Raw genomic sequence first — 24,920 nt, 5'->3', positions numbered from 1 at the left:
CCCCCCCCCCCCCCGCCGCCCCCGCGCGGTTGGGGCCCCACCCCAAAAAACCCCCCCCCCGGGGGGGGGGGGGGGCTTTTTGGCGTCTGCTCGGCGAAGGAGTCGCCATGCGTGAGACCGTGATCTGCGAGCCCGTGCGGACGCCGATCGGCCGCTACGGCGGAATGTTCAAGTCCTGCAGCGCCGTCGACCTCGGTGTCGCCGCGCTCAGGGGGCTGCTGGAGCGGACCGGGCTCGCCCCCGACGCGGTGGCCGACGTGGTCCTCGGGCACTGCTATCCCACCAGCGAGGCCCCGGCGATCGGGCGCGTGGTGGCGCTGGATTCCGGGCTGCCGGTGACGGTGCCCGGCATGCAGGTGGACCGGCGCTGCGGGTCCGGTCTGCAGGCGGTGATCCAGGCGTGCCTGCAGGTGGGCGGCGGCGACCACGACCTCGTCATCGCCGGCGGCTGCGAGTCCATGAGCAACGTCGCCTTCTACTCCACCGACATGCGCTGGGGCGGCGCCCGGGGCGGCATCCGGGTGCACGACGGTCTGGCGCGGGGCCGCACCACCGCCGGCGGCCGCCACTACCCGGTCCCGGGCGGGATGCTCGAGACGGCGGAGAACCTGCGGCGCCAGTACGGCATCTCCCGCCAGGAGCAGGACGAGCTCGCGGTGCGCTCGCACCAGCGGGCGGTCGCCGCGCAGCGCGACGGCACCTTCGCCGAGGAGATCGTTGCGGTGGCGGTGCGGACCCGGCACGGGGAGGAACTGGTCGACACCGATGAACATCCCCGCGCCGACACCTCTGTGGAGTCGCTGGGCAAGCTGAAACCCATTCTGCTGGAAGAAGATCCGGATGCCACCGTCACGGCGGGAAACGCCAGCGGCCAGAACGACGCGGCGTCGATGTGCGTGGTGACCACCCGGGAAAAGGCGGACGAATACGGCCTGACACCGTTGGTGCGCCTGGTCTCCTGGGGGTCGGCCGGGGTGGCGCCCGACGTCATGGGCATCGGTCCGGTGCCCGCGACCGAGGTCGCGCTCGCCAAGGCCGGCCTGAAGCTCGGCGACATCGATCTCATCGAGCTCAATGAAGCCTTCGCCGCCCAGGCGCTTGCGGTCATGCGAGAATGGCGCTTCGGCGCCGCCGACCAGGACCGCACCAACGTGCACGGCTCGGGGATATCGCTCGGCCATCCCGTCGGTGCGACGGGCGGCCGGATGCTGGCCACCCTGGCGCGTGAACTCGGTCGCCGTCAGGGCCGCTACGGGCTGGAGACCATGTGCATCGGCGGCGGCCAGGGACTGGCCGCGGTCTTCGAGCGGGTCACCCGGGCGTGACCGGTGCGGAGTTGCCCCTGGCCGGGCTCACGGTGCTGGAGGTGTCCAGCTTCGTGGCCGCGCCGCTGTGCGGCATGACGCTGGGTCAGCTTGGGGCCCAGGTGATCCGGGTCGACCCCATCGGGGGTGCGTCGGACGTCGGCCGCTGGCCGCTGGCGCCCGGCGGCACGTCGATCTACTGGACCGGACTGAACAAGGGCAAGCGGTCGGTCACCATCGACCTGCGCTCCCCGGCGGGGCAGGAGCTGGTGCAGCGCCTGATCGTCGAGGGGGACGGCATCGTCGTGACGAATGCGGCCGGCCTGACGTGGCTCGGTCACGGTCCGCTGGCCGCCAGGCGCCCTGACGTCATCCACGTTCAGCTGCTCGGCCGTGGCGACGGCTCCACGGGGGTGGACTACACCGTCAACGCGGGTGTCGGGTTCCCGCTCGTCACGGGTCCGGCCACCCAGGCCGGCCCCATCAACCACGTGCTGCCGGCCTGGGACGTGTGCTGCGGCCTGTACGCCGCGCTGGCCGTCGTCACCGCGGTCCGTCGCCGCGACCGGTGCGGCGCGGGCGCGCGGATCAGCCTGGCACTGGAGGACGTCGCGCTGGCCATCGCGGGCAACCTGGGGCTGCTCACCGAGCCGCAGGTGACCGGGACGCAGCGCGAGCGGCTCGGCAACGCCATCTACGGCCAGTACGGTCAGGACTTCACCAGCCGCGACGGCGTCACCTTCATGGTTGTGGCTTTGACGGGACGGCACTTTCGCGACCTGGTCGCCGTGACGGGCACCGGGGACGCGGTCTCGGCGCTCGCCGGGGCGCTGCGAGCCGACTTCGGCGCCGAGGGTGACCGCTACCGCTACCGCGAGGTGCTGTCCGGCCTGTTCGCCACCTGGTTCGCCGACCACACCGCGGACGAGATCGCCGCGGCGCTGGCGGGCACCACCGTGCTCTTCGAGCGCTACCGCTCCTTCGCGCAGGCCGCGGCCGGCCCGCAGGTGACCGCCAACCCCCTGTTCACCCGGCTGCGGCAACCGGGCGTCGGGGAGTACTACGCGCCCGGCCTGCCGGCCGCGTTCGACGGCGCCCATCCCGCCAGCGCACCGGCACCGGACCTCGGCGGGGACACCGCCGAGGTCCTCGAGCAGTGCCTGGGGTTGACGCCCGCCGACATCGAACGCCTCGCCGACACGAAAACGATCGACCGCTGAGCCCGCCGAAAGAGAGAAGCGCATGACCAGACTCGCCCAGACCCTCGGCCTGACCGAATTCCAGACCGAGATCATCGCCACGGTGCGGCAATTCGTCGAGAAGGAAGTCATTCCCCACGCCGCCGAACTCGAACGCGGCGACACCTATCCCCAGGACATCGTCGACCAGATGCGCGAGATGGGCCTGTTCGGCCTGATGATCCCGCAGGAGTACGGCGGGCTGGGGGAGTCGCTGCTGACCTACGCGTTGTGCGTCGAGGAACTCGCGCGCGGCTGGATGAGCGTGTCCGGGGTGCTCAACACCCACTTCATCGTGGCGTACATGCTGCGCCAGCACGGCACCGATGCGCAGCAGCGCCGCCACCTGCCGCGGATGGCGACGGGCGAGTCGCGCGGTTCGTTCTCGATGTCGGAGCCGGAGCTGGGTTCCGACGTCGCCGCGATACGCACTCGCGCGCAACGCAACCCGGACGGCAACTACACCATCAACGGCCAGAAGATGTGGCTGACCAACGGGGCCAGCTCCACCCTGATCGCCGTGCTGGTGCGCACCGACGAGGGGGCGGACAAGCCGCACCGCAACCTGACCGCGTTTCTCGTCGAAAAGCCCACCGGGTTCGGCGAAACCGTGCCGGGACTGGTGATTCCCGGCAAGATCGACAAGCTGGGCTACAAGGGCATCGACACGACCGAGCTGATCTTCGACGGGTACCGGGCCGGCGCCGACGACGTCCTGGGCGGGACGCCGGGTCAGGGGTTCTTCCAGATGATGGACGGCATCGAGGTCGGCCGGGTCAACGTGGCTGCGCGCGCCTGTGGTGTCGGGATCCGCGCCTTCGAGCTCGCCGTGCGCTATGCCCAGCAGCGGCACACCTTCGGCAAGCCCATCGCCGAGCACCAGGCCATCGCGTTCCAGCTGGCCGAGATGGCGACCAAAGTCGAGGCCGCGCACCTGATGATGGTCAACGCCGCGCGGCTGAAAGACTCGGGCGAGCGCAACGACGTCGCCGCAGGGATGGCCAAATACCTTGCCAGCGAATACTGCACCGAGGTCACCCAGCAGAGCTTCCGGATCCACGGCGGCTACGGCTACTCCAAGGAGTACGAGATCGAGCGGCTGATGCGCGACGCGCCCTTCCTGCTCATCGGCGAGGGGACCAGCGAGATCCAGAAGTCGATCATCAGCAAGCGACTGCTCGCCGACTATCGGGTCTGAGACGTGACCGTCCCCGATTTCGCCGCGCGGCCGCAACTTTGCGATGATGTCGCGCGCCTGGTCCGCGGCAGAATCTTCGACGGCACCTATCGCGCGGGCTGCTACATCCGTCTGGATCAGTTGGCCGCGGAACTGGGGATCAGTGTCACCCCGGTACGGGAAGCGCTGTTCGCCCTGCGCGCCGAAGGCCTGATCGCCCAGCAGCCCCGCCGCGGGTTCGTCGTCTTGCCGGTCACCGGGCGGGACGTCACCGACGTCGCGAACGTGCAGGCGCACGTCGGCGGGGAACTGGCCGCCAGGGCCGCGACCGACATCACCGCGGACCAGCTGCGCGAGCTCAGGCACATCCAGGCCCAGCTGGAGGACGCCTACGCCCGCGACGACCACGAGGGAGCCGTTCGCCTCAACCACGAGTTCCACCGGGCCATCAACGTGGCCGCGGACTCGCCGAAGCTCGCCCAGCTGATGTCGCTGGTCACCCGCTACGCGCCCGAGTCGGTGTTCCCGACGATCGGGGGCTGGCCGGAACAGTCGATGAAGGACCATCGGCGGATCCTGTCCGCGCTCGAGTCGCACGACTGCGATTCGGCCCGGGCCGCGATGTCGGAACACCTTGCCGTCGGCGCGGTTCCGTTGATCGACCACCTGGTCGCGCGCGGGGTTGTCGTCGACAGGGGTCCGGCCGCGTCGCAGTGAACCGACCGGCCGTTGGCACCTCCGCCCGCGCGGGCCCACGCTGCCAGTGGGGTGGGTCGGGACACGGAGAGGGAAATGCCTGGAAAGCATCGCGCTCGCCGCGCCGGCGGTAGCCGAACCGGGCGACGAGATTCCCGGCCACGGCGTCTTCTCTCGTAGGGCCCGACATCGCACCGGGCCGGTACCACACCGGCGGGTCGGCGTCGGCCTTCGGAGTGTGGACCAACAATGTGCCGACGCAGGACTCGACGTGCTCGAACATCACTCGACGGTCAGAGCCTTCGAGTCGCAGAACTGTCAACCCTGGAAACGGGTTCCGTGATACGCGTCGGCCAACATCTTCCGTAGCCGGCCCACGTCGACCTTGCCGGTGCCGCCGCGCGGCAGGGCGTCGTCGGATTCCAGCAACAGCCACACCGTCGGCACCTTGAAGGCGCTCAACAGTGCCCGCGCCGGGCACGTTGGTGACGAACGCGGCGTCGACACCCGCGATCGTCCGCAACGACCGTTCGACGGTAGAACAGGAATCCGTTCGCGTCGAGGTGGCCGAGTTCGCCGGTGGGGTAGCAGCCGTCGGGGGTGAACCCTTTGGGTGGTCCGCTGGTGGCCAAGGTGGACATCACGACCAGCGGGTCGGCGGGAGTCACCGTCTCAGCCATGCGTCGCCGACCGGACGCCCAAACCCGTCGAGCAGACGCAGGCCTACCACGGCGAGGAGGTCGCGAGCTACACCAAGGAGGCAATCCGGTTGTGCAACGAGCACTTCCATGTTCCCGAACCGGAAGCGTGACAACGCATTCCAGGATCCGGTGTCGCTAACGCGGCGGGGATGCCTTGGTTCGCCCCCGCTGGGCCGGTGACGTGGTGGCTCGGCGTTGCCGGGACGGTGACGACTTGGCGGATCCGGCGCCCTCCTCGATCAGCCGGCCGGCATGATCGAGGATGCAGTCGAGGCCGTATTCGAAGTTGGCTTCGTCGGGGGCCCCGATGCGGTGGCCCTGGCCGCTCACCTGCGCGATCAGGGGTGTGCTGGCCGGGTCTATGGCCACCGCATCCTCGATCGCCCGGGCACCGTTGTCGGCGGACTGGTTCTTCTCGTAGAGCCGGTGCAGCACCACCGATCCGCGGACGTGGACCGACACCGCGGAGTAGGTGTCGAACGCATCCTGGGGCGACAGCCCGGCCTCCACGAGGTTGGCGATCGCACGCTCGACCTCCTGGGCGCCCAGGCGCGCAGCCTTCGGGCTCAGCGCCGCCCGGATCAGGATCAGGTCGCACAGTATCGGGTTGCCCATGAACGTCTTACGCATCAGGCGGGCATGGTTGCGCAATGTCTCGCGCCAGTCGCTGGCTTCGACGTAGGGGGTGGCGAACACGTACTTGCTCAGGGCGCGGTCGGTCATCGCGTTGAGCAGATCGTCCTTCTTGCGGAAGTACCAGTAGATGCTCGTGACGCCCACGCCGAGGTGCTTACCGAGCAGTGGCATGCTCAGGTTGTCTATCGAAACCTGTTCCGCGAGTTCGAATGCGCCAGTGATGATGTCGTCGGGGTTGATGGACCCGCGCTCGCGTCGTCGACGCTTATCGGCGGTGGCTTGCTTTGCCACTACGGGGTACCTCCATCAGATCTCGCTTGTGCATTGGCGTCCCGCCGTTCGGTTCCGACCATTAACCTTACCGGTGGGCGTCTGCGCACCGCGGCGACAGCCTCTCCTACGGTTTTCTGCTGCTACTGTAATACCTATCGTAGGCGTTTTGGTAAAAGGCTTTCAGGGGTCCCGAGTCGACGTTCGCCCCGGTCCGGTTGCCGGAGCTGCTCGACGAGATGGACTCCCTCGGCGTGCGCAAGGCCATCCTGATGGACAACCTCGCCAAGCCGTCGGTGACCGCGCGCAAATTCGTGCAGGAGAAGCCGGAGCGTTTCGCGCTGGCGATGGGTGGTGTGGACCTGCTGCGGCCGATGCCGTCGCTGCGCGAACTGAGTGCCGTCGTCAACGACCTGCCCGTCGCGTATGCTGCCGTGGGACCAAGCTTTTGGGGTGACGGCCAGTACCCGCCCAGCGATGCGGTCTACTATCCGCTGTACACCAAGTGCGCCGAGCTCAGGCTGCCGCTGTGCGTGAACACCGGTATCCCCGGGCCCCCGATCCCCGGGGAGGTGCAGAACCCGATCCACCTCGACCGGGTCTGCGTGCGCTTCCCGGAACTGAAGCTGTGCATGATCCACGGTGCGGACCCCTGGTGGGACATCGCGATCAGGCTCTTGATCAAATACGCGTACCTGCGCCTGATAACGTCGGCGTGGTCGCCGAAGCGGTTGCCCGACAGCCTCTTGCACTACATGCGGACGCGGGGACCCGACAAGGTGATCTTCGCCTCCGACTGGCCGGTGCTGAGAATGCGCCGCGTCGTCCCGGAGGCCGCCGGGCTCGACCTGCCGGCCGACGTCCTCGAAAACTATCGTTACCACAACGCGCAAGAATTCTTCTACGGTGGCCAGGAGGAACGCTGAGCATGGACCGTTACGAACTGCGCAGGCTCGACTACAGCCTGACGTCGGATCACGAGGCGTTGCAAGCCGCCTACCGTGACTTCTTCACGACGCACTGTCCGATCGAAACGGTGCGCGCCGCCGAGGAGACCGGCTTCGACAAGAACCTGTGGGAGCGTCTGTGCGCCATGGGGGCAACGACGATGGCGCTGCCGGAATCCGCGGGCGGGGACGGGGCGACGCTGGTCGACCTGACGCTGGTGGCCGAGGAGATCGGCCGTTCGCTGGCACCGGTGCCGTGGGTCGACCACGTCTGCGCGACCCGTCTGCTGGCCCGACTCGGCGCCGCGGAACCCGACGTCGTCCGGGGCACCAGGCTCGCCGCGCTCGACCCGCAGCACGACAGCGTCACCGGGACCCGGCTCGTTCCCGCCGGATCGATCGCCGACCAGGTCATCGTGCGCGACGGGGCCGACGTGGTGCGCCTGGCCTTCGACACCCGCCCGGCGAAGGTGGACAACATCGGCCGGCTGCCGATGGCGTGGGTCGATCCGGCGGCCGCCGACAACCGCACCGTGCTGGCCGGTGGGCCCGACGCACTGGCGGAATACCAACGGGCTCTGGATGAGTGGCGTTTGCTGACCGCCTCGGCGCTCGTCGGTCTGGTCGAGCAGGCCCTGGCGATCGCGGCGGAGTTCGCCAAGACCCGCTACACGCTGGGTGTACCGATCTCGACGCTGCAGGGCATCTCGCACCCGCTGGCCAACATCGCGATCACGGTGCAGGGTGGACGCAACCTGGCACGCCGGGCGGCCTGGTTCCTCGACAACGAGCCAGACGAGCGCCCGGAGCTGGCCCCCTCGGCCTTCGTGTTCATGGCCGAGGAGGCGGCCAAGGCCGCGACCATGGCGGTGCATGTGCAGGGCGGGCTTGGTGTTTCGGCCGAGGCGGCCGCGACGGCGTATCTGGTGCGTGCCCGCGGGTGGGCGCTGGCCGGCGGGGACCCGGGTGCCAGCGCCAAGTACGTCGGCGAGCTGGTTGCCGCCCGGGAAAGCGGAAAGGGCGCCTGAGGTGGATTCTCACGAGTCAGCCTGTCGCCCGACGACCGGGACTTCCTACAGCAGGCCCGCGATTTCCTGCGCACGCAGGTGACCGACGAGGTCAGGCGCCGCGACCGCGAGACCGGCGACAACTTCGACGAAGGGGTGCACCTGGCGCTGGGTGCCGCCGGCTACCTGGACCGAGGGTGGATCCGACATCGCCACCTGCAAGACCCGCGCGGTGCGGCAAGCGGACGGATCGAGCTGGATCATCAACGGCTCCAAGATGTTCACCACCGGAGCGCACAACTGCCAGTACGTCTTCCTCATCACCAACACCGACCCCGACGCCGCCAAGCACAAGAGCCTGACGATGTTCCTGGTTCCGCTGAACTCCCCGGGCATCGAGATCCAGGGCATCCGCACCGTCGACGGCGACCGCACCAACATCGTCTACTACAGCGACGTGCGCGTCGCCGACAAGTACCGCCTGGGCGACGTGAACGCCGGCTGGACGGTGTTGCGCGAGCCGCTCAACGTCGAGCACGGCGCGTTGGCGGCCGCCCCCGACGGTCTGCAGGACGTGTCGATCATGATGCATCAGGCCGGTTTCATGGCCACGGCCCTGGACAAGGCCGCGGGCAGGGTGACACAGCGGGGTCCCGGCGGACGCAGGCTCCTCGACGACGCGTCGGTGGCATATCGGTTGGGCCGCAGTGCCGCCCGGATGGAAGCGGCCCTGAGCGCGCCGAGCATACTTCCGCAACATGATCGCGCAGTACGTGCTCGGCCTGGGCAAGCCGGCGTACGCACCGGAGGCCCAGCGAACCCATTAGGTCGCCCGCCTCGGCGCGGAGTTGGCGCACGACTTCGTGGACCTGGCGCAGGCCCGACGCCCCGATCGGCTCGCCGTTGGCGATCAGCCCGCCGTCGGTGTTGACCGGCATCGAACCGGCGATCTCCGTGACGCCGTCGGCCAGCAGCTTTTCCTGCTCGCCAGGTGCGCAGAAGCCGCACTCGGCCATGTGGATGATTTCCGCGCCCGCGTCGGTGTCCTGCAACTGGATGACGTCGAGGGCGGTGGGGGCCACGCCGGCCTTCTCGAACGCGGCCCGCGCTGCGTACACGGTCGGTGCGAGGTCCTCGTCGATCGGCGCGAAAGTCGTGTTGACCTCGTAGGCGCCCTCGTTGGGCGCGCAGAACATGTACTGGGTGAGCGGATAATTCAGCATCGGCGAGGCGAGGATGTCCTTTTCGGAAATTGGCTTGCGGCGCAACGCATTCGGGTTCAACGCTCCGTTGCGGAAGTTCTTGGCCGCCACCCTGGCCGGCGTCTGATGCGAGATGCCGTGGTCGTGCAGGTAGCGGTTGGCCTTCATGCCGAAGAATTGGGTCGTCAGGTACTGCCCGTTCTCGGCGTACCAGCGCGGCATGCCCACCAACGCCGGGTCCTCGGTGAAGGCGCCGCGCGGATGCTTGTCCAGCCCGATGACGATCCCGATGTCGTAGTCGCCCAGCCTGATCCCGTCGGCGCCCATCTGCATCGCGGACTTGCCCTCGAAGCGACCGAACCGGTGCAGGCCGACACCGATGACGGCCACGTCCGTCACGCGATGGCTCCCGATTCCTTGAGTTCGGCGATGCGGTCCCAATCCATGCCGAGCTCCGTCAGCACCAGTTCGGTGTGTTCGGACGCCTGCGGCGCCCTGGTCGTCTCCAGCGGTTCGTGGTTGAACTGCACGGGTCCGCGTACCACCCGGAAAGGCTTTCCCCCGCCGGGGGTCTGGAGTTCGACGATCATGTCGTTGGCGACGGCCTGCTCGTCGTCGGCCAGGTCGATGAGGCTCTGGAACGGGGCCCACTGGCCCTTCATCGTCTTCAGGTGCCGGCGCCAGTGGTCGAAGGGCTTGGCGGCGATGGCTTTGGTGATGAGTTCGGCTGCCGCGTCGGCGTTCTGGATCAACGGCAGCACGTCGGCGAAGCGCGGGTCGTCGGCCGCCTCGGGAATGCCCAGGTGCTCGAACGTGTCGCGGATGTAGCCGGTCGGGCTCACGATGCACAGGTTGATCGTGCCGCCGTCCGAGGTCTGGTAGTTGCCCAAAAAGGGGTTCACCGACATGCCGGTGGATCCGGGCATCGCGACGCGCATCACTTCGCCGGTCTCCATGCCCTGCGTGACGCTGGCACCCGCCGCCCACCACGCCGTGCTCAGCAACGACACGTCGAGCTCGAGGGCTTCGCCCGTCCGCTCGCGATGCAGCAGCGCGGCCGAGATGCCACCGGCGATGAACATGCCGCCGATGGAGTCGCCGAAGGCGGGAATCCCCTGCGGCAGTGGGGCACCCAGCTCCGCGGGAGTCAGCGCGTACCCGATGCCGCTGCGGGTCCAGAAGGCGGTGCCGTCGTAGCCGCCGGCGTCGCGCTCGGCGCCTTTGTCGCCGTACGCGGTGCCGCGGGCATAGACGATGTCCGGGTTCACCGCGCGGATGTGCTCGATGTCGAACTTGTTCTTCTGCCGTTGTGCGGGCCTGTAGTTCGTCAGGAACACGTCGGAAGACCTGGCCAGTTCGTAGAGCACCTCCTGACCGCCCGACGTGGAGACGTCGATCCCGACGCTGCGTTTGCCCCGGTTGGGGTGCTCCATCAGCGGATGCCGCTCCGGGTCGAGCTGGACGCCACCCATGTTGACGAAGCCGCGCTGGGTGTCGCCGCGCACCGGGTGCTCGACCTTGATGACGTCCGCGCCCCAGTCGGCGAGGATTGCCCCCGCGGCCGGGACGAAAGTGAACTGCGCCAGTTCCAGGACCCGGAAGCCCGCCATAACCTGCACCATTTTCGGGACCCTACTTGGCCCGGAACGTCACGGGAAGTGCGGTGGGAGAGCGGAAGGGCCGGCCGTGGATGTTCGGGTCGTCGTCGGTGCGCAATCGGAGGTGGGTCAGCCGGCTGCGCAGGCACTCGACTGCGACTCGGGTTTCCAGCCTCGCCAGGTGCAGGCCCAGGCACGTGTGCTCCCCGGCGGCGAAGGAGATGTGCGGCACGTGGTCGCCGACGATGTCGAACTCTTCGGAACGCTCCCAGCGCCGCTCGTCGCGATTGGCGGAACCCATGCACACGCCGATGACCGAGCGCGCCGAAATCTCGACCCCGTCCAGTTCCGTGTCCTCGGTGGTGAACCGCTGCACCGTGGTCAGCGGCTTTTCGAAGCGCAGGCCCTCCTCGATCGCCCGAGGGATCAGCTCCCGGTCGGCCTGTAGCGCGGGCTTTTCACCGTCGATCTGTTCGACGAAGTAGTCCTCGAGTGCCGCCGACGGTTTCGTGCTGTTGACGACGCCGCCGACGGCGATGCCGGCGCGACGCCATGGTCAGCCATTCACCGCCTGGTCACGCGCCCACCGGTAGTCCGCCTTGCCCGAGGGGCTGCGCTCGATGGCGGCACGGAAGACGACCGCCTTGGGGAGCTTGTAGCGGGCCAACGACGTCGCGGCGTGCGCCACCAGCTCGTCGGCGTCGGCGCGTGCGCCTTCGGCCAGCGCCACGACGGCGACCACCTCCTGACCCCAGCGTTCGCTGGGCCGGCCCGCGACCACCACGTCGGCCACCGCCGGATGCGACGCGATCGCGGTCTCGACCTCCTCGGCGAAGATCTTCTCGCCGCCGGAGTTGATGGTCACGGAGTCGCGGCCCAGCAGCTCGATGCTGCCGTCGGCGCGGTGGCGGGCGCGGTCGCCGGGAACCGCGTAGCGGACCCCGTCGATCACCGGGAAGGTCTTGGCGGTCTTGGCCGCATCGCCCTTGTAGCCGAGCGGAACGTAGCCGCGCTGCGCCAGCCATCCGATGCCCTCGTGGCCGGGCGGCAGGATGGTGGACAGATCCTCGGCCGTCACAAAGGTGTCCGGTCCGGCGTTGAAGATGCCCGTCGACACCGCTCCCGGCATCGACATGTGGTGCATCTGCGCCCCGGTCTCCGAGGATCCGACCCCGTCGACGACGACCGCGTGGGGCAGGGCTTCGATCAGCCGCTCCTTGACGAACGGGGTCAGCAGGGCGCCGCCGTTGGCGACCACGCCCAGCGACGACACGTCGGCACCGCCCTTCTCGATGGCGGCCACCAGCGGGCGCGCCATCGCGTCGCCTACCACCGTCACGACCGCCACCTTCTCCCGCTCGATGGTTCCAACGACGTCCTCGGCGTCCAAATGGTCGACCACCGAGGGGAATACGACCGACTGGCCGGTGCTGATCGCCGTCATCACGCTCCACTGGGCGGCGCCGTGCATCAGTGGCGGCAGGATCATCAACGTGGTGCCCGGCCCCGCGGTGGTCCGCGCGACGATCTCCTCGACGGACCGTGCGGGCTCGCCCGTGATGAGGTTACGCCCGCCGAAGGATGTCATGAAGATGTCGTGCTGGCGCCACAGCACACCCTTGGGCATACCGGTGGTGCCGCCGGTGTACAGGACGTACAGGTCGTCGGGCGAGTGCCGCACCGGTGGCGGCTCCGGCGAAACGGAGGCCAGCGCGGCCTCGTAGTCCACCGCGCCGTAGAGCAGGTCGTTGCCGGAATCGTCGGCGATCTGGATCAGCACGCGCAGCCGCGGAAGGTCGGGCAGTATCTCGGCGACCCGCGGAGCGAACGCCGCGTGGTAGACCAGCGCGCTCGCCCCCGCATCCGCGAGCAGATAATGCAGCTCGTTCTTGACGTACCGGAAGTTGACGTTGAACGGGGCAACCCGGGCGGCGAACGTGGCGAGCAACGCCTCGACGTACTCGTTCCCGTTGTAGGCGTAGATGCCCAGCAGGTCCTGGCCGGCCTCGTGCCCGGCCAGCGCGGAACGCTCGGTGTGGCAGCCCAGCCCCCGCGAGTGCAGGTAGGCGGCGAGCCGGTTCGACCGCTCGATCACCTGCGCGTAGCTGTACCGTCGGTCGCCCTGAATCAACAGGTCGCGATCGGGAATCGCGGCCGCGACGGCCGCTACGACGGCGGGCACCGTGAATTCTGTTGCGCTGTCTGACATCGTGCCTCTCACGGCTGGTGGGGGAGCAGTCGGACCATCAGCCCGCCGGCTTCGGTGAGCAGCGTGCCACCGGCGGCCGTCATCTTAGCGGAGACGAAGATCTTCCTGCCGTCGATCTCGGTGATGCGCCCGTGAGCGGTCGACGGCTGGTCGATCGGGGTGACGTTGCGGACGTCGTGACACCGTCGGGCTCGGAGTGCCTGACGGTCCATGGGGGCAGCAGGGGTGGCCCGGCCCGGGCAGCCCGCCAGCCTGGTCGCGGTAGGTGACCAGGGCCTCGCCGAAGCAGTCCATCGGCTTCAGGTGACGGGAACTTTCACGCCGAGGCCTCCCACGGTCGTTGCTCGCTGCGACGAGATCGCGGCCGCCGGATACATCGGCTTCAAGCCGGCACAGCTGGTTTAGGGTGAGCATCATGTCGTGGGTGAGCAGGGGTCCGGACGCCGCGCGTGAGCTGGCGATGGTGCTGCCGCGGACGGTGGCGGGACTGCGCGAGTCCACCGGCTGGAATCCGTTGTCGCCGCGCGGCGTGCGCCAGTTCGGCGAGGTCATGCTGGATGAGGTTGTGCTGAGCGCCTTTTCGGTGCTGGGCGGAGCTCCCGCGGCCATGCGGCCGCTCACCGCCTGCACCGAAGCCGCCCGGCAGTTGGCCGCGCTCGGCATCGACGGTGCCCATGCCGACCCGGCACCCATGCGGCCGGCCTCAACACGACGGCGCCGGGTCGCGGGCCTGGCCTACGAGCGGCTGACGTTCGACCACGATCCGGCGCTGCCAGCCGCGCTGGAGGCCGACGGTCTGGGCGGCCCGGCCGGGGCGGTGGTCCACCTGTGCCGGCATCGCGACGGCCCGAGGCCGTGGCTCGTCTGGGTGCACGGCGCCGGTCAGGGCGGCACGGAAGACCTGTTGCTGACCCGCGCCGGCCGGATCCATCGCTCGCTGGGGTTCAACGTCGCGCTGCCGGTGCAGCCGGGCCACGGGTGCCGGCGCCGCGAGTGGCCGTCGTACCCGGACATGGATCCCCTGAGCAATGTCGCGGGCATGATGCGGGCCGTGTCGGAGGTGCGCGCCGTCGTGCGCTGGGTGCGGCCGCAGGCCACCGCCGTTGTGGTGGCGGGGATATCGATGGGCAGCCCGGTGGCGGCACTGGTCTCCCACCTGGAGCGGGAGGTCGACGCGGTCGCGCTGTACACCCCGATACTGGGTCTGAACGCGATGATCGCCCGCCACTTGGGGCGCTGGGGGGCATCCCGCGACGGATTCCGGGAACTGTTGGCATCCAGCGAGGTTGCACAGCTGACCTCCGTCATCGACCCGCTCAGGACCGAGCCGGCGCCGCCGCCGCACCGCCGGCTCATCGTGGGGGCGTGGCACGACCGGATGGCGATGCGCGAGCCCGCCATCGCCTTACAGGAACGCTGGGGCGGGCAGTTGCACTGGTATGACGGCAGCCACGTCGGCCAGGTGTTCTCCCGGCGGATGCAGGAGGTCACCGCGCGTTTCCTGCGCGACGTGGCCGGCGAAGCGGCGTCCCGCTGATGGCGGTCACGTGGACCGCCCGGGACGTGGTCGAACGCTACAACCTCGTGGTCTGGAACGAATGCGACATCGAGACGGCCGGGGAGTTGTTCGCCGACAACGTCATCCGGCATGAGGTCGGTGAGCTGCACACCTTGACCCGCGAACAGGCGGTCAACAGGGTCAAGGACACGTGGAACGCGTTGGGCAAGTTGCGCTTCGACCTCAACATCGTGATCGCCGGCGACGATGGTGAGCACGTCGCGATCGTCTACGACTCGACGATAACGACCAAGGACGGCACCGACACCAACATCGCCGGCATCGAGGTGTTCCGCGTCGTCGACGGCCGGATCACCGAGGTCTGGAACTACCGCTACCAGCAAGGGGTTGGAATTGAGCACCGATCGCACACTCGACGAGTTGGGCTACTACCTGCTGGCCGGCGCCGGCGGGGAGGGGCCGGCGGGTCTGATGGACGAGGCGCGCCGCGGCGAGGAGTTGGGCTTCGGGACGGCATTCATCTCCGAACGCTGGAACGTCAAGGAGGCGTCGTCGCTCGTCGGCGCCGCGTGCGCGGTGACCAGTTGCATGCAGATCGCCACCGCGGCAACCAATCACAACACTCGCCACCCGCTGATCACCGCGTCGTGGGCGACCACGATGCACCGGCTGTCCGGGGGCCGGTTCACCCTGGGCATCGGCCGCGGCATCGCCGCCATCTACGGGGCGTTCGGCGTCCCGGCGGTCACGACCGCGCAGATGGAGGATTTCGCCCAGGTCATGCGGCGGCTGTGGCACGGCGAGTTGATCCTCAACCACGACGGCCCGCTGGGCAAATACCCCGTCCTGTTTCTCGACCCGGACTTCGACGAGGACATCCGCCTGGCGCTGGTGGCTTTCGGGCCCAACACGCTCGCGCTGGGTGGCCGCGCTTTCGACGACGTCATCCTGCACACCTATTTCACCCCGGAGACGTTGCAGCGCTGCGTCAAGACCGTCAAGACCGCCGCGGAGAAGTCGGGCCGCGACCCCGACGCCGTGCGGGTCTGGTCGTGCTTCGCCACGGTCGGCGACCACCTCCCCGAACAGTTGCGGCTGAAGAAGACGATCGCCCGGCTGGCCACCTACCTGCAGGGCTACGGTGACCTGCTGGTGCGGACCAACGACTGGGATCCCGCCGTGCTGCAACGCTTCCGCGAAGACCCGGTGGTCACCTCGATCGCCGGCGGGATCGACCACAAGGCCTCCGCCGAGCAGATCGAGCACATCGCGACACTGATCCCCGACGAGTGGCTGGAACCGTCGGCGACCGGTTCGGCCCGGCAGTGCGTGGACCGCATCCGCAGGGAATTCGACTACGGCGCCGACGCGGTGATCATGCATGGCGCCACGCCTGACGAGCTCGAACCCGTGGTCGCGGAATACCGTTCCTGACCGCGAAAGTGCAACTGGCGAAGCATTTGTCGAGAGAGGCCGTCGGCAGGCGCACTCTCGCGGCTGAGGGCCGCCGGAAGCCTCAGGGCAGGATGGCGGTGCGGGACACCGGTTCGGCGGCGGCCTGCCGGCTGCGGATGCCGCGCTGCAGGGCGGCGAGCAGGGCGTCGCGGGTCTCGCGGGGATCGATGAGCTCGTCGAACCCCAGGCGCTCGGCCGACCGGTAGGACGCCTGCAACTCGGCGTCGCGCAGCTTCGCCGTGAGGTCCTCACCGGCGTGCGAGGCCCTGCTCAGCGCCGCCGCGCCCATCGCCCCCATGGTCGCGCCGGGATAGGCGAAGGTCGCGGACTGGTGGTCGAAGCCCAGCAGCGACATGACCATGGACCCGAAGCCGTACGCCTTGCGCAGCGTCAGGTGCAGCTTCACCGTGGTGGCCGCGGTCTGGGCGGCGAACATGCGCCCGCCGGCGCGCAGCACCCCGCTGCGCTCGGACCGGCTGCCGGGCAGCATGCCGGGGTTGTCGGCGAGGAAGGCGATCGGCAGGTGGAACGAGTCGGCGACCATGATGAAGTGCGCCGCCTTGTCCGCGGCGTCGGCGTCGATGGAACCGGCCAGCACCCGCGGCTGGTTGGCCACGATCGCGACCGGGTGGCCGCCGAGATGGGCCAGCGCGCAGATGACCGCCTTGCCGTACTGCGGCTGGACCTCGAACCAGTCCGGCCGATCGAACACCACGTCGAGGACCGCCCGCATGTCGTAGACGCGGCGGTTGTCGCGCGAGACGATGTCGAGCAGTTCCGGGGTCGGCCGTGGCCGGGCCGTGTCCGAGTCGGGCAGCGCGGCCGGATAGGACCATGCGCTCGGGGGGAAATACGACAGGTAGCGGCGGATGTCGTCGAGCACATCTTCGTCGTCCTCGGCGACGTTGTGGATCACGCCGCTGGGCAGGGCGACGTCCGGCCCGCCGAGGTCTTCCTTCGAAATATCCTCGCCGGTCGACTCTTTGACGACGGGAGGCCCGGCGGTGAAGATCGCGCCCTGGCGGCTCATGATCCGGAAGTCGCACACCGGGGCGACCAGGGCGCCGTGGCCGGCCGAGGGACCGAGCACCGCGGCGACGGTCGGGACGCGGCCCGAGCACTGCGCCTGGGCGAGCAGGTCGGTCGGGGTGCGCCCGTAGTGGCCCCCGGTGGGACGAAAGCCGGCGCCCTCGAGCAGCATCACCAGCGGGATCTTGTCGCGCAGCGCCAGTTCGGCGATGCGATAGCGCTTGGAGTTGCCCCCCGGCCCGATGGTGCCCGCCATGGTGGTGAAGTCCTCGGCGCCCAGCATCACCGGCGAGCCGTTGATCGATCCGGAGCCGACGACGATCCCGTCGGCGGCGATCTCGCCCCCGGCCAGAGTGCCGAACTCGCGGAATGTCCCCGGGTCCAGCAGCCGCTCGATCCGCGCCCGCGCGTCGAGCTTGCCCTTGCCGCGGTGCTTGTCGAGCCGCTCCGGCCCGCCCATGCCCCGCGCGTGCCGGCGGCGACGGTCGAGATCGCCGAGCGTCTCCTCCCAACCCTGGGGTGTTGTCATGCAGTCAGTCCTACCTCACGGGAGATTCGTCGCGCAGCCAGATGAGCAGGGTCACTTACTGGATTGCTTACGGTAAAGTCACCGGCATGGCCAGCAGCCCCCGCTTGAGGATTGCCGGGGGCATTCCCAATCGTCTCGACCGGGCCGGCGCTGACCTCGCGCGCCAGGGCTATGGCGGCGGCTGGACCGCCGAAACCGGTCACGACCCGTTTCTGCCGCTGCTGCTGGCCGCCGAGCACACCCCGCGCCTCGAACTGGGCACCAACATCGCAGTCGCCTTCGCGCGCAACCCGGTGACCGTCGCCAACACCGTGACCTGCAGGCGTATGCGAAGGGCCGCTTTCTGCTCGGCCTGGGCACCAAGATCCGGCCGCACGACGCCATGGGAGCGCTGTGCGACGACGAGATGCTCGCGTCGTTCGCCGTGGTCGGCCCGGCCGACACGGTCGCAGCCGCGCTGCGGCGCCGCCGCGACGGTGCCGTCGACCGTGTCCTGCCGATCTTTCCGACAGCTTCCGCGTCCTGTGTTGTCGCCATACTGAAAGAGTTTCGCGAATGAGCACGACCCTGGACGAGGCCGGCGGCCTCTTGGCCGACCCGTTGGCCTACACCGACGAGCCGAGGCTGCACGCGGCGCTGACCCACCTGCGGGCCAGCGCACCGGTGTCGTGGGTGGAGGTGCCCGGCTATCGGCCGTTCTGGGCCGTCACCAAACACGCCGACATCATGGACATCGAGCGCGACAACGCGCTGTTCACCAACTGGCCACGCCCCGTGCTGACCACCGCGGAGGGCGACGAAATGCAGGCGGCCGCCGGCGTCCGCACGCTGATCCACCTCGACGACCCACAGCACCGGGTGGTGCGCGCGATCGGCTCGGACTGGTTCCGCCCGAAGGCCATGCGGGCGCTCAAGGTTCGCGTCGACGAACTGGCCAAGGGCTATGTCGACAAGATGGTGGCCACCGGCCCCGAGTGCGACTTCGTCCAGGAAGTCGCGGTGAACTACCCGCTGTACGTGATCATGTCGCTGCTGGGGATTCCCGAGGACGACTTCCCGCGCATGCTCAAGCTCACCCAGGAACTGTTCGGCAGCGACGACTCCGAATTCAAACGGGGAACCACCAACGAGGATCAACTACCGGCGCTGCTGGACATGTTCGGTTACTTCAACGCGGTCACCGCAGCCCGCCGCGAGCACCCGACCGACGACCTCGCGTCGGCGATCGCCAACGCCCGCGTCGACGGCGAACCCCTGTCGGACATCGACACCGTGTCGTATTACCTGATCGTCGCCACCGCCGGGCACGACACCACCAGCGCCACCATTTCCGGCGGGCTGCAGGCGCTCATCGAGAACCCCGAGCAGCTCCGGCGGCTGCGCGACGACCCCGGCCTGCTGCCCCTGGCCACCGAGGAGATGATCCGCTGGGTCACCCCCGTCAAGGAATTCATGCGCACCGCCGCCCGGGACACCGTCGTGCGTGGGGTGCCGATCGCCGCGGGCGACGCGGTGCTGTTGTCGTATGTATCGGGCAACCGCGACGAAGACGTCTTCGACGACCCGTTCCGCTTCGACGTCGGACGCGATCCCAACAAGCACCTGGCGTTCGGCTACGGCGTGCACTTCTGCATGGGCGCGGCGCTGGCGCGCATGGAAGTCAGCAGCTTCTTCTCCGAACTGCTGCCCCGCATCGAATCCATTGAGCTGAACGGAGATCCGGAACTCGTTGCCACCACCTTCGTCGGTGGGCTCAAGCACCTGCCGGTCCGCTACACCCTGGCGTGACCCGCCGGCCCGGCGCCTGCACCGCGGTGGCGACGACGTCGTCCTGGTGGGACGCTCGGAGCCAAGACCGCTGCGGTAGCGGCGGAATTGGGCGCGGATCACTTGGTGGCCGACTTCGCCGATCTGTCCCAGGTGCGCGCCCCGGCCGCCACACTCGCCCGGCTGATCGACGTGCTCGTCGATTCGCGCGCCACGGTCGTCAACACCTCCCGCTCGTCACAGCGACTGCTGCGCCACGTCACCGTGGCCGATTTCCACACCACCCGCCGGCGCCGGGCCGGCACCGCCCACGCGTTCGCGAAGCTCGCGAACGTCCTGTTCACCCCGGAGTTGCACCGGCGTCACGGCGCCGCGGGGCGTTCCCCGGTCAGGCGGCGCATCTCGACCCCGGACCGGGGAGCCGACCAGTTGTTCCGGCTGGCGTCGAGCACGCCCGGTGTCGACTGGGCGGCCGCCGTCGGCTGGAAGTGTCCATTGGCGACACCGATGGGGACCAATGACCCTAGGATGCGCCACGGCAGTGCCTAGGGTTGGAGTCAGCCGGTCCCGCAGCATGATTCGAAAGAGGCACCGCCATGCCCTACGACAGCCGCCCGACTGCCGCTACCGGGCCCATGGTCACCTTGGCGATCGACGAGCGCGGCGGCCGCACCCTTGCGAAGGCTCAATTGCGCTGGGGGAGTTCGTATATCTACGGGCACGGGGTCGCCTATCGCCACCCGTCGGACTGCTTGGCCCGCGAAGCCGGCCAGGAACTCGCCACCGCGCGTGCGCTGTCGGATCTGGCGGATCAGGTCACCGCGCTCAGCCGGATCATGAACTGACCAGCCCGGAGTACTAGACTGCGGACTCGTGTCAGGAGTTCACCACCCGGCGATCTGCACCGCCGACGTCGAACGTTCGCTGCGATTCTGGCGCGACGGCCTCGGCCTGAGCACGTTGCTCGATCACGAGTTCACCGGCGATTGGCCGGCATTGTTCGCAACAAACAGCGACCGGTTGCGGTCGATCTTCCTGGGCGACCCGCGGACACCGGGGCACGGATTCTTCTTGCTCTCCCTGCAGCGTGACGTCGACGAGACGCTTTCCGTGCTGGCCGAATTGGGTTTCACCGACGGTGTTCGCCGGATCGACGTGGCGGCGCCGGCCGGAAAGACCGTCGCGATGGCCGTTGTCACCGCGCCCGACGGCGTGCTGGTCGAGTTGATCGGTGCTGCGCAATGACGGCCGTGGTCACCGGCGGCGCGTCGGGCATCGGGCGCGAGGTCGCCGGACTGCTGCGCGGTGCGGGCCACGACGTCGTGGTGTGGGATCTTTCCGATGCCGACATCGTCTGTGACGTCAGCGATCCCGACGCGGTGTCGGCGGCGATGGAGCGCACCGTACGCGAGCGCGGCGCGCCCGCCCGGGTGGTGACCTGCGCGGGAATCGGCGCCTCGGGGATGTTGCTGGAGCAGTCGCCCGAGGAATGGCAGCGGGTGCTGTCGGTGAATCTCACCGGCACGTGGCTGACCATTCGCGCCGCGGCGCGGGCCATGGTCGACGCCGGGGCGGGGGGCTCGATCGTCGCCGTCTCGAGCATCAGCGGCACCCTCGCCGACCGGGACATGGGTGCCTACTGCGTGTCCAAGGCCGGGGTCGACATGCTGGTGAAGGTCGCCGCCACGGAGTGGGGTTGCTACGGCATCCGGGTCAACGCGGTGGGGCCCGGTGTCACCCGGACACCGATGCTGGCGAAACCCGAACAGCTTCCCGGCTGGGTGGACGCGCTGTCCGAGCGCACGGCACTGGGCGGCGTGGGGGAGGCAACCGATGTGGCGGGCGCCATCATCGGCGTCCTCGAACTGCCCTGGGTGACCGGCCAAATCGTGCACGCCGACGGCGGCCTGGCGCTGCACAGCCCGATCGACGCATACGGTCAACTGCAGAAGGTGATCCGCCAAAGCCCTAGCTGATCCCGGGAGATGCGGCTTGATCTTGACGAGCGAATTCGTCGCCACCACCGTGTGTTCGGCGAAGGCGCCGATCTTGGACAGGTGCCCAGGTGCGCTGCACCGACGGTGTGGTGCCGGAACGTACCGTCGGTCGGCATGCCCGGGGTCAGGGTGCCGATGCCCGCGTCGCAGATGTACTCCATCCCGCTCGCACACCAGCGGCACCGCCCGCATACGGGGACGAATGACATCACCACATGGTCGCCGACGGCGAAATCGCCGACACCGTAGCCGATCTCACGCACGACTCTCGAACCCTCGTGCCCGCCGCTCGTCGGGAACGTGGTCGGCAGCCCCAGCGACCGCAGCACCTCGTTGGGTGCCGACATGTCTCCCTTGAGGATCTGGTCGTCGGAGTGGCACAGGCCGGCGGCGGCCATCTCGACCAGCACTTCGCCGGTGCGCCGCGGGTCCGGTTCGAATTCCTCGACGGACCAGGGTCCCCCGACGTCGTGCAGGATTGCCGCGCGGCTTCTCATGCGGCCGGGGCGAACCTCACCGGAAGCTTGTTGGGCGACCGGAACGTGAGGCCGACGATCCCGGTGTCGTCATCGGCCGCGAGCGCCAGGTCCGTCACGCGGTCGAACAGGCTGTTCAACATGACCCTCGTCTCCAGCCGGGCCAGATGCATGCCGAGGCACATGTGGATGCCGCCGGCGAACGCGATGTGCGATTGGCGGGGCCGGCGGATGTCGAACGTGTCCGCGTTGGTCCAGCGGCCCTCGTCGCGGTTGGCCGAACCCATGCACAGGCCGACCTGCGCGCCTGCGGGGATCGTCTTGCCGCCGATTTCGACGTCGTCGGTGGTGGTCCGCGTGACCATGGTGAGGGGAGTTTCGAACCGCAGGCCCTCCTCGATGGCGGCGGGGATCAACGACCGGTCCCGGCAGACGGCGGCCAGCTGGTCGGGGTGGGTCAGCAACAGGGACAGCAGGTTGCCGGAGGACCGATACGTCGTCTCCAGCCCCGCGGGCAGCAGCAGCCGCAGGAACGCGATGATCGCCTCGTCGGTCAGCTTCGCGCCGTCGATCTCGGCGGCGACCAGGTCGCCGATGATGTCGGCGGTGGGTGTGCGCCGCCGCTGCTCGACCTGTTCGAGGAAGTATCCCTGCAACTCCGCCGCCGCGGTCAGGCCGGCGACGATGTCGGTCGGGATCGAGATGAGATCCAGCGACAGGCGCCGAAAGAGGTCGAAGTCTTCGGGGGGGAGACCGAGCAGCGTCGCGATGATCCGGGTCGGGAACTCGAAGGTGAGCGCCTGTACCAGGTCGGCCCGGCCGTCCGCCTTGATCTCGTCGACCAGTCGGTCGCAGACCGGTCCGATGACCGACGGCTCCCAGCGTTGCAGCGCGGTGGCGCGGAAGGCCTTGGCCACCAGGTTGCGGTGGTCATGGTGCTCTTTGCCGCCCATCGCGAGGATGGTGTGGCCCATCACCAGTCCGATCGTCTTGTCGTAACCGGCCGAGGTGAAGACCCGGTCGTCGCGGAAGGCCTGGAATACGCCGTCGTACCCGAACAACACCCACTCGTCGTCGGGCCGAAGCTCCTCCGGCAGCTGGGAGTGGTCGTTCAGCGAGCCGTGCCAGACCGGATCCGTGCGCCTCATGTAGTCGAAGAACGGATAGGGACTGGTTTCGCCGGTGGTATCGAGGGCGGGCTGGTCGTCGGGGTCGGTACGCAACGTCATCGGCGCTTCTCCCTGACTCGAGTGGAATATCGCTATCATAGTATAGATAGCAACAAACTCCTCGGGTCGGCGTCGCCGCCCGGACGCGCTCCGTATTGGTAGTGCCGGTTTCGTGCCGAGACGAGGCCATCGGCTATGTCAACCGGCCGCTACATGCCTTCGTGCACTCTGAATTAGAGTTTGTCGCAGCAACTTTCGGACTGGGTCGTCTCCCGAGAGTACCGGGCCTTGCACGCTGCGACGCGTGTTCGCGATGTGACGGCGAACTCTTAGACTGGGGTGAACTTGGTGATCAGCCACTTACCGTTGATCCGGCTCATGTGCACTATCGCGCTGCTGAGCGCCAGCGACGGTTGCGGGTTGTCCTTGATCTTGGTGGTTTGATCGACGAAGACCAGGACGACGGCCGAATACGGCTGCAGCTCCGACACCGCGGCGCCGGTCACGTGGGCCGTGGTTTTCAGCGACTTCTGTTTGGCCGCGGGAGTCACGATCTGCTTGGTGAAATCGTTGTAATACGAAAGGAAGTCCCCGCCCAGGTACGACCTGGCGGTGGCGAAGTCCTGGTCGAGGGTGTCCGATGAATAGGACAGCAACGCGACGGTCCCGTCGGACGCCGTACCGGCGACGGCGCGGGCGACGTCGGGATCGGTCTGCTGATCGGGCCGGAACTGCTTGAAGTACAGCCATGTCGCCACGCCGCCCGAGACCACCAGCAGCACAACCAGGACCACGGAAAGGGCTTTCGAGTCGAGCACCGCGCGCGTCCGGGCCAGTCGCGGTCGTCTGGCCGGGGCGGTGGAGTCAACCCCTGCCGCGTCGTCGCCGAACGGGTCGCCGTCCGGATCGTCGAAGTCTGTTCCAGGCGAATCGCTCTCGGCATCAGCGGAGAGTTCGTGCAGATGGTCGGTCACGGTACGTACTCAACTTTCGACATCTTGTACTGCCCGCCGACGTCGGCAATGGTCACCCTGAGCCGCCACATTCGTGGTGGTTGGTCCTTTCCCGGTGGGGAATTGGTGACCCGCGAGGTCGCCGACACCAGCACCACCGCCGAACCCCCTTTCATGGACTCGACGGCGGCCCCGTTGATGGTTCCATCGGTCACGGCCTTGGACTGTTCGACCACCGCGATGAAATCTTTGGCCCGGTTCTTGAAATCGTCCTTGAATTCTCCTGTGGAGCTGTCGATTACACGTTGGACGTCAGCCTGAGCCTTCGTGTAGTCGAGGGAGATCATGTTGGTCACGCCCTGTTTGGCTCCGGCGATGAACGCGGCCTGACGCTGCTGGTAGCGGACGGTGTCGCGATGATGAAGCACCGCGTAGGTGCTGAACGCGGCGAAGCCGATGATGAGAAGGACCGCGGCCACTTTGGCAGTCGCGGTCGACGACGGCAACCGACGCCGCCATCCGTCCAGCCGGGTTGCCGGTGGCGGTGCCGCCTCACCTTGACCCTCGGCGACGGCCTCCTCGTACTCCTCCTCGTACTCCTCGTCGTACTCCTCGTCGTAGTCCTCGTCGGCCGTCTCGTAGTCCTCGTCGTCGTAATCCGCGTCGGCGGCCGCGGCGGCCGCGTCACCGTAGTCCTCGGCAGCCTCGGCCAGAGTCATCGCCTCGCGGCGCAACCGGGCGGCGCGGGCGCGGGCGCGCGCCGCGGCGGCCATCGCCTCGGCTTCGGCTGCTTCGGCTTCGGCCTCTTCGGCCAGGGCCATCGCCTCGGCCCTCGACGTGGCCTGCGCCATGGCCTCCGACGCGGCAGAGGCCTCGAACGGTTCGTCCGCCTCAGTCATCGCGCCTGCCGCTCGTCACCATCATTATCGACTGAACTCCGGTATCTCTTACTGTATTGCCCATTGCTAACATCGAGTCGCCAGCGAACTCCGACGAGGACCGAGTAGGCGGATGACCACCACCCACCCAACGTTTCTCCTC

General features: G+C 68.6%; 18 protein-coding genes and 12 pseudogenes. 18 read left to right on the top strand and 12 right to left on the bottom strand.

Annotated features, from left to right (window positions below):
- Positions 1 to 107 precede the first annotated feature (107 nt).
- The 5 genes and pseudogenes from FPZ47_RS04275 (at position 108) to FPZ47_RS29235 (ending at position 4,758) form a co-directional block, all read left to right on the top strand.
- Positions 108 to 1,325 carry an acetyl-CoA C-acetyltransferase gene (locus tag FPZ47_RS04275; RefSeq protein WP_144947501.1) on the top strand — a complete coding sequence of 406 codons (1,218 nt, stop codon included), beginning with the start codon at positions 108 to 110 and terminating at the stop codon, positions 1,323 to 1,325.
- On the top strand, positions 1,322 to 2,524 hold the full coding sequence (locus tag FPZ47_RS04270; RefSeq protein ID WP_144947505.1) for a CoA transferase: 1,203 nt from the start codon (positions 1,322 to 1,324) through the stop codon (positions 2,522 to 2,524). Before FPZ47_RS04275 ends, FPZ47_RS04270 begins: the two co-directional genes overlap by 4 nt.
- A 22-nt stretch (positions 2,525 to 2,546) precedes the next feature.
- Positions 2,547 to 3,740, top strand: a complete 1,194-nt coding sequence (locus FPZ47_RS04265) for an acyl-CoA dehydrogenase family protein (RefSeq protein WP_144947507.1) — start codon at positions 2,547 to 2,549, stop codon at positions 3,738 to 3,740.
- A 3-nt stretch (positions 3,741 to 3,743) separates the two neighbouring features.
- The gene (locus tag FPZ47_RS04260; protein ID WP_144947510.1) at positions 3,744 to 4,436 is read left to right on the top strand and encodes a GntR family transcriptional regulator; all 693 of its coding nucleotides are present in this window, start codon (positions 3,744 to 3,746) and stop codon (positions 4,434 to 4,436) included.
- A 40-nt stretch (positions 4,437 to 4,476) separates the two neighbouring features.
- Positions 4,477 to 4,758, top strand: a pseudogene (locus FPZ47_RS29235) (Rv1352/Rv1906c domain-containing protein).
- Here FPZ47_RS29235 and FPZ47_RS04250 read toward each other — a convergent pair.
- Positions 4,734 to 5,020: pseudogene (locus tag FPZ47_RS04250) on the bottom strand (long-chain fatty acid--CoA ligase); the annotation flags it as partial. The pseudogenes FPZ47_RS29235 and FPZ47_RS04250 sit on opposite strands and share 25 nt — an antisense overlap.
- Before the next feature lie 77 nt (positions 5,021 to 5,097).
- Between FPZ47_RS04250 and FPZ47_RS30580 the strand changes: the two are divergent.
- Positions 5,098 to 5,226: pseudogene (locus tag FPZ47_RS30580) on the top strand (enoyl-CoA hydratase/isomerase family protein); the annotation flags it as partial.
- Between the two features lie 25 nt (positions 5,227 to 5,251).
- Here FPZ47_RS30580 and FPZ47_RS04245 read toward each other — a convergent pair.
- Positions 5,252 to 6,043, bottom strand: a complete 792-nt coding sequence (locus FPZ47_RS04245) for a TetR/AcrR family transcriptional regulator (protein WP_144947512.1) — start codon at positions 6,041 to 6,043, stop codon at positions 5,252 to 5,254.
- A 161-nt stretch (positions 6,044 to 6,204) separates the two neighbouring features.
- On the opposite strand from FPZ47_RS04245, the pseudogene FPZ47_RS04240 reads away from it, so the two are divergent.
- The 3 genes and pseudogenes from FPZ47_RS04240 to FPZ47_RS04230 form a co-directional block, all read left to right on the top strand.
- Positions 6,205 to 6,948, top strand: a pseudogene (locus tag FPZ47_RS04240) (amidohydrolase family protein); the annotation flags it as partial.
- A gap of 2 nt (positions 6,949 to 6,950) precedes the next feature.
- Entirely contained in the window at positions 6,951 to 7,997 is a 1,047-nt protein-coding gene (locus tag FPZ47_RS04235) for an acyl-CoA dehydrogenase family protein (RefSeq protein ID WP_144947518.1), read from the top strand.
- Positions 7,998 to 8,018: 21 nt separating this feature from the next.
- Positions 8,019 to 8,803 (top strand): annotated as a pseudogene (locus FPZ47_RS04230) (acyl-CoA dehydrogenase family protein).
- Here the strand turns inward: FPZ47_RS04230 and FPZ47_RS04225 are convergent.
- From FPZ47_RS04225 to FPZ47_RS04205, 5 genes and pseudogenes are all read right to left on the bottom strand, one after another.
- Positions 8,804 to 9,577 (bottom strand): annotated as a pseudogene (locus FPZ47_RS04225) (thiolase family protein); the annotation flags it as partial. It lies immediately after the preceding pseudogene.
- On the bottom strand, positions 9,574 to 10,788 hold the full coding sequence (locus FPZ47_RS04220) for a CaiB/BaiF CoA transferase family protein (RefSeq protein ID WP_144947680.1): 1,215 nt from the start codon (positions 10,786 to 10,788) through the stop codon (positions 9,574 to 9,576). The pseudogene FPZ47_RS04225 and the gene FPZ47_RS04220, both read right to left, overlap by 4 nt.
- Positions 10,789 to 10,810: 22 nt before the next feature.
- Positions 10,811 to 11,227, bottom strand: a pseudogene (locus FPZ47_RS04215) (cytochrome P450); the annotation flags it as partial.
- A gap of 105 nt (positions 11,228 to 11,332) precedes the next feature.
- Positions 11,333 to 12,985 carry an acyl-CoA synthetase gene (locus tag FPZ47_RS04210; protein ID WP_144947521.1) on the bottom strand — a complete coding sequence of 551 codons (1,653 nt, stop codon included), beginning with the start codon at positions 12,983 to 12,985 and terminating at the stop codon, positions 11,333 to 11,335.
- 8 nt (positions 12,986 to 12,993) lie between these two features.
- Positions 12,994 to 13,161, bottom strand: a pseudogene (locus FPZ47_RS04205) (PaaI family thioesterase); the annotation flags it as partial.
- Positions 13,162 to 13,400: 239 nt separating this feature from the next.
- Here FPZ47_RS04205 and FPZ47_RS04200 point away from each other — a divergent pair.
- From FPZ47_RS04200 to FPZ47_RS28865, 3 genes and pseudogenes are all read left to right on the top strand, one after another.
- The gene (locus tag FPZ47_RS04200) at positions 13,401 to 14,522 is read left to right on the top strand and encodes an alpha/beta fold hydrolase (RefSeq protein ID WP_144947524.1); all 1,122 of its coding nucleotides are present in this window, start codon (positions 13,401 to 13,403) and stop codon (positions 14,520 to 14,522) included.
- Positions 14,522 to 14,893 (top strand): annotated as a pseudogene (locus FPZ47_RS28870) (nuclear transport factor 2 family protein); the annotation flags it as partial. The gene FPZ47_RS04200 and the pseudogene FPZ47_RS28870, both read left to right, overlap by 1 nt.
- Positions 14,892 to 15,938 carry a TIGR03857 family LLM class F420-dependent oxidoreductase gene (locus tag FPZ47_RS28865; protein ID WP_210419831.1) on the top strand — a complete coding sequence of 349 codons (1,047 nt, stop codon included), beginning with the start codon at positions 14,892 to 14,894 and terminating at the stop codon, positions 15,936 to 15,938. The pseudogene FPZ47_RS28870 and the gene FPZ47_RS28865, both read left to right, overlap by 2 nt.
- 82 nt (positions 15,939 to 16,020) lie before the next feature.
- On the opposite strand, the gene FPZ47_RS04185 is transcribed toward FPZ47_RS28865, so the two are convergent.
- Positions 16,021 to 17,517 (bottom strand): acyl-CoA carboxylase subunit beta, encoded by a 1,497-nt coding sequence (locus FPZ47_RS04185; RefSeq protein WP_144947530.1) that lies wholly within the window; start codon positions 17,515 to 17,517, stop codon positions 16,021 to 16,023.
- An 86-nt stretch (positions 17,518 to 17,603) separates the two neighbouring features.
- Here FPZ47_RS04185 and FPZ47_RS30575 point away from each other — a divergent pair.
- The 6 genes and pseudogenes from FPZ47_RS30575 to FPZ47_RS04155 all read left to right on the top strand — a co-directional run.
- Positions 17,604 to 17,893: pseudogene (locus tag FPZ47_RS30575) on the top strand (LLM class flavin-dependent oxidoreductase); the annotation flags it as partial.
- A gap of 191 nt (positions 17,894 to 18,084) precedes the next feature.
- A complete protein-coding gene (locus FPZ47_RS04175; RefSeq protein ID WP_144947682.1) occupies positions 18,085 to 19,305 on the top strand; it encodes a cytochrome P450 in 1,221 nt (406 codons plus the stop codon).
- Positions 19,265 to 19,833, top strand: a pseudogene (locus FPZ47_RS04170) (Rossmann-fold NAD(P)-binding domain-containing protein). Before FPZ47_RS04175 ends, FPZ47_RS04170 begins: the two are co-directional and overlap by 41 nt.
- A 47-nt stretch (positions 19,834 to 19,880) precedes the next feature.
- Positions 19,881 to 20,129, top strand: coding sequence for a dsRBD fold-containing protein (locus FPZ47_RS04165; RefSeq protein WP_144947536.1), 249 nt, complete (start codon positions 19,881 to 19,883; stop codon positions 20,127 to 20,129).
- A gap of 28 nt (positions 20,130 to 20,157) precedes the next feature.
- A complete protein-coding gene (locus FPZ47_RS04160; RefSeq protein ID WP_144947539.1) occupies positions 20,158 to 20,529 on the top strand; it encodes a VOC family protein in 372 nt (123 codons plus the stop codon).
- The gene (locus FPZ47_RS04155) at positions 20,526 to 21,260 is read left to right on the top strand and encodes an SDR family NAD(P)-dependent oxidoreductase (protein ID WP_144947541.1); all 735 of its coding nucleotides are present in this window, start codon (positions 20,526 to 20,528) and stop codon (positions 21,258 to 21,260) included. Before FPZ47_RS04160 ends, FPZ47_RS04155 begins: the two co-directional genes overlap by 4 nt.
- Here the strand turns inward: FPZ47_RS04155 and FPZ47_RS04150 are convergent.
- From FPZ47_RS04150 to FPZ47_RS04130, 4 genes and pseudogenes are all read right to left on the bottom strand, one after another.
- A pseudogene (locus FPZ47_RS04150) lies at positions 21,246 to 21,778 on the bottom strand (alcohol dehydrogenase catalytic domain-containing protein); the annotation flags it as partial. The gene FPZ47_RS04155 and the pseudogene FPZ47_RS04150 overlap by 15 nt on opposite strands.
- Positions 21,775 to 22,986 carry a cytochrome P450 gene (locus FPZ47_RS04145; RefSeq protein ID WP_144947543.1) on the bottom strand — a complete coding sequence of 404 codons (1,212 nt, stop codon included), beginning with the start codon at positions 22,984 to 22,986 and terminating at the stop codon, positions 21,775 to 21,777. The gene FPZ47_RS04145 and the pseudogene FPZ47_RS04150, both read right to left, overlap by 4 nt.
- Before the next feature lie 269 nt (positions 22,987 to 23,255).
- Complete coding sequence (locus FPZ47_RS04135) at positions 23,256 to 23,900, bottom strand: hypothetical protein (protein ID WP_425461733.1); 645 nt, start codon at positions 23,898 to 23,900, stop codon at positions 23,256 to 23,258.
- Positions 23,897 to 24,778 carry a hypothetical protein gene (locus FPZ47_RS04130; RefSeq protein WP_246133244.1) on the bottom strand — a complete coding sequence of 294 codons (882 nt, stop codon included), beginning with the start codon at positions 24,776 to 24,778 and terminating at the stop codon, positions 23,897 to 23,899. The genes FPZ47_RS04135 and FPZ47_RS04130 overlap by 4 nt, the downstream gene beginning before the upstream one ends.
- Between the last annotated feature and the right edge of the window lie 142 nt (positions 24,779 to 24,920).

Source organism: Mycobacterium helveticum, assembly GCF_007714205.1.
Lineage (GTDB): Bacteria > Actinomycetota > Actinomycetes > Mycobacteriales > Mycobacteriaceae > Mycobacterium > Mycobacterium helveticum.
This window is presented reverse-complemented; position numbering and strand designations above follow the sequence as displayed.

What these genes read in the sequence shown, in the direction of transcription:
- FPZ47_RS04185 (WP_144947530.1), bottom strand. Translation starts at nt 17,517, where the DNA reads ATGACAACACCCCAGGGTTGGGAGGAGACGCTCGGCGATCTCGACCGT.
- FPZ47_RS04265 (WP_144947507.1), top strand. Translation starts at nt 2,547, where the DNA reads ATGACCAGACTCGCCCAGACCCTCGGCCTGACCGAATTCCAGACCGAG.
- FPZ47_RS04145 (WP_144947543.1), bottom strand. Translation starts at nt 22,986, where the DNA reads ATGACGTTGCGTACCGACCCCGACGACCAGCCCGCCCTCGATACCACC.
- FPZ47_RS04155 (WP_144947541.1), top strand. Translation starts at nt 20,526, where the DNA reads ATGACGGCCGTGGTCACCGGCGGCGCGTCGGGCATCGGGCGCGAGGTC.
- FPZ47_RS04200 (WP_144947524.1), top strand. Translation starts at nt 13,401, where the DNA reads ATGTCGTGGGTGAGCAGGGGTCCGGACGCCGCGCGTGAGCTGGCGATG.
- FPZ47_RS04275 (WP_144947501.1), top strand. Translation starts at nt 108, where the DNA reads ATGCGTGAGACCGTGATCTGCGAGCCCGTGCGGACGCCGATCGGCCGC.
- FPZ47_RS04165 (WP_144947536.1), top strand. Translation starts at nt 19,881, where the DNA reads ATGCCCTACGACAGCCGCCCGACTGCCGCTACCGGGCCCATGGTCACC.
- FPZ47_RS04220 (WP_144947680.1), bottom strand. Translation starts at nt 10,788, where the DNA reads ATGGCGGGCTTCCGGGTCCTGGAACTGGCGCAGTTCACTTTCGTCCCG.
- FPZ47_RS04210 (WP_144947521.1), bottom strand. Translation starts at nt 12,985, where the DNA reads ATGTCAGACAGCGCAACAGAATTCACGGTGCCCGCCGTCGTAGCGGCC.
- FPZ47_RS04235 (WP_144947518.1), top strand. Translation starts at nt 6,951, where the DNA reads ATGGACCGTTACGAACTGCGCAGGCTCGACTACAGCCTGACGTCGGAT.
- FPZ47_RS04130 (WP_246133244.1), bottom strand. Translation starts at nt 24,778, where the DNA reads ATGACTGAGGCGGACGAACCGTTCGAGGCCTCTGCCGCGTCGGAGGCC.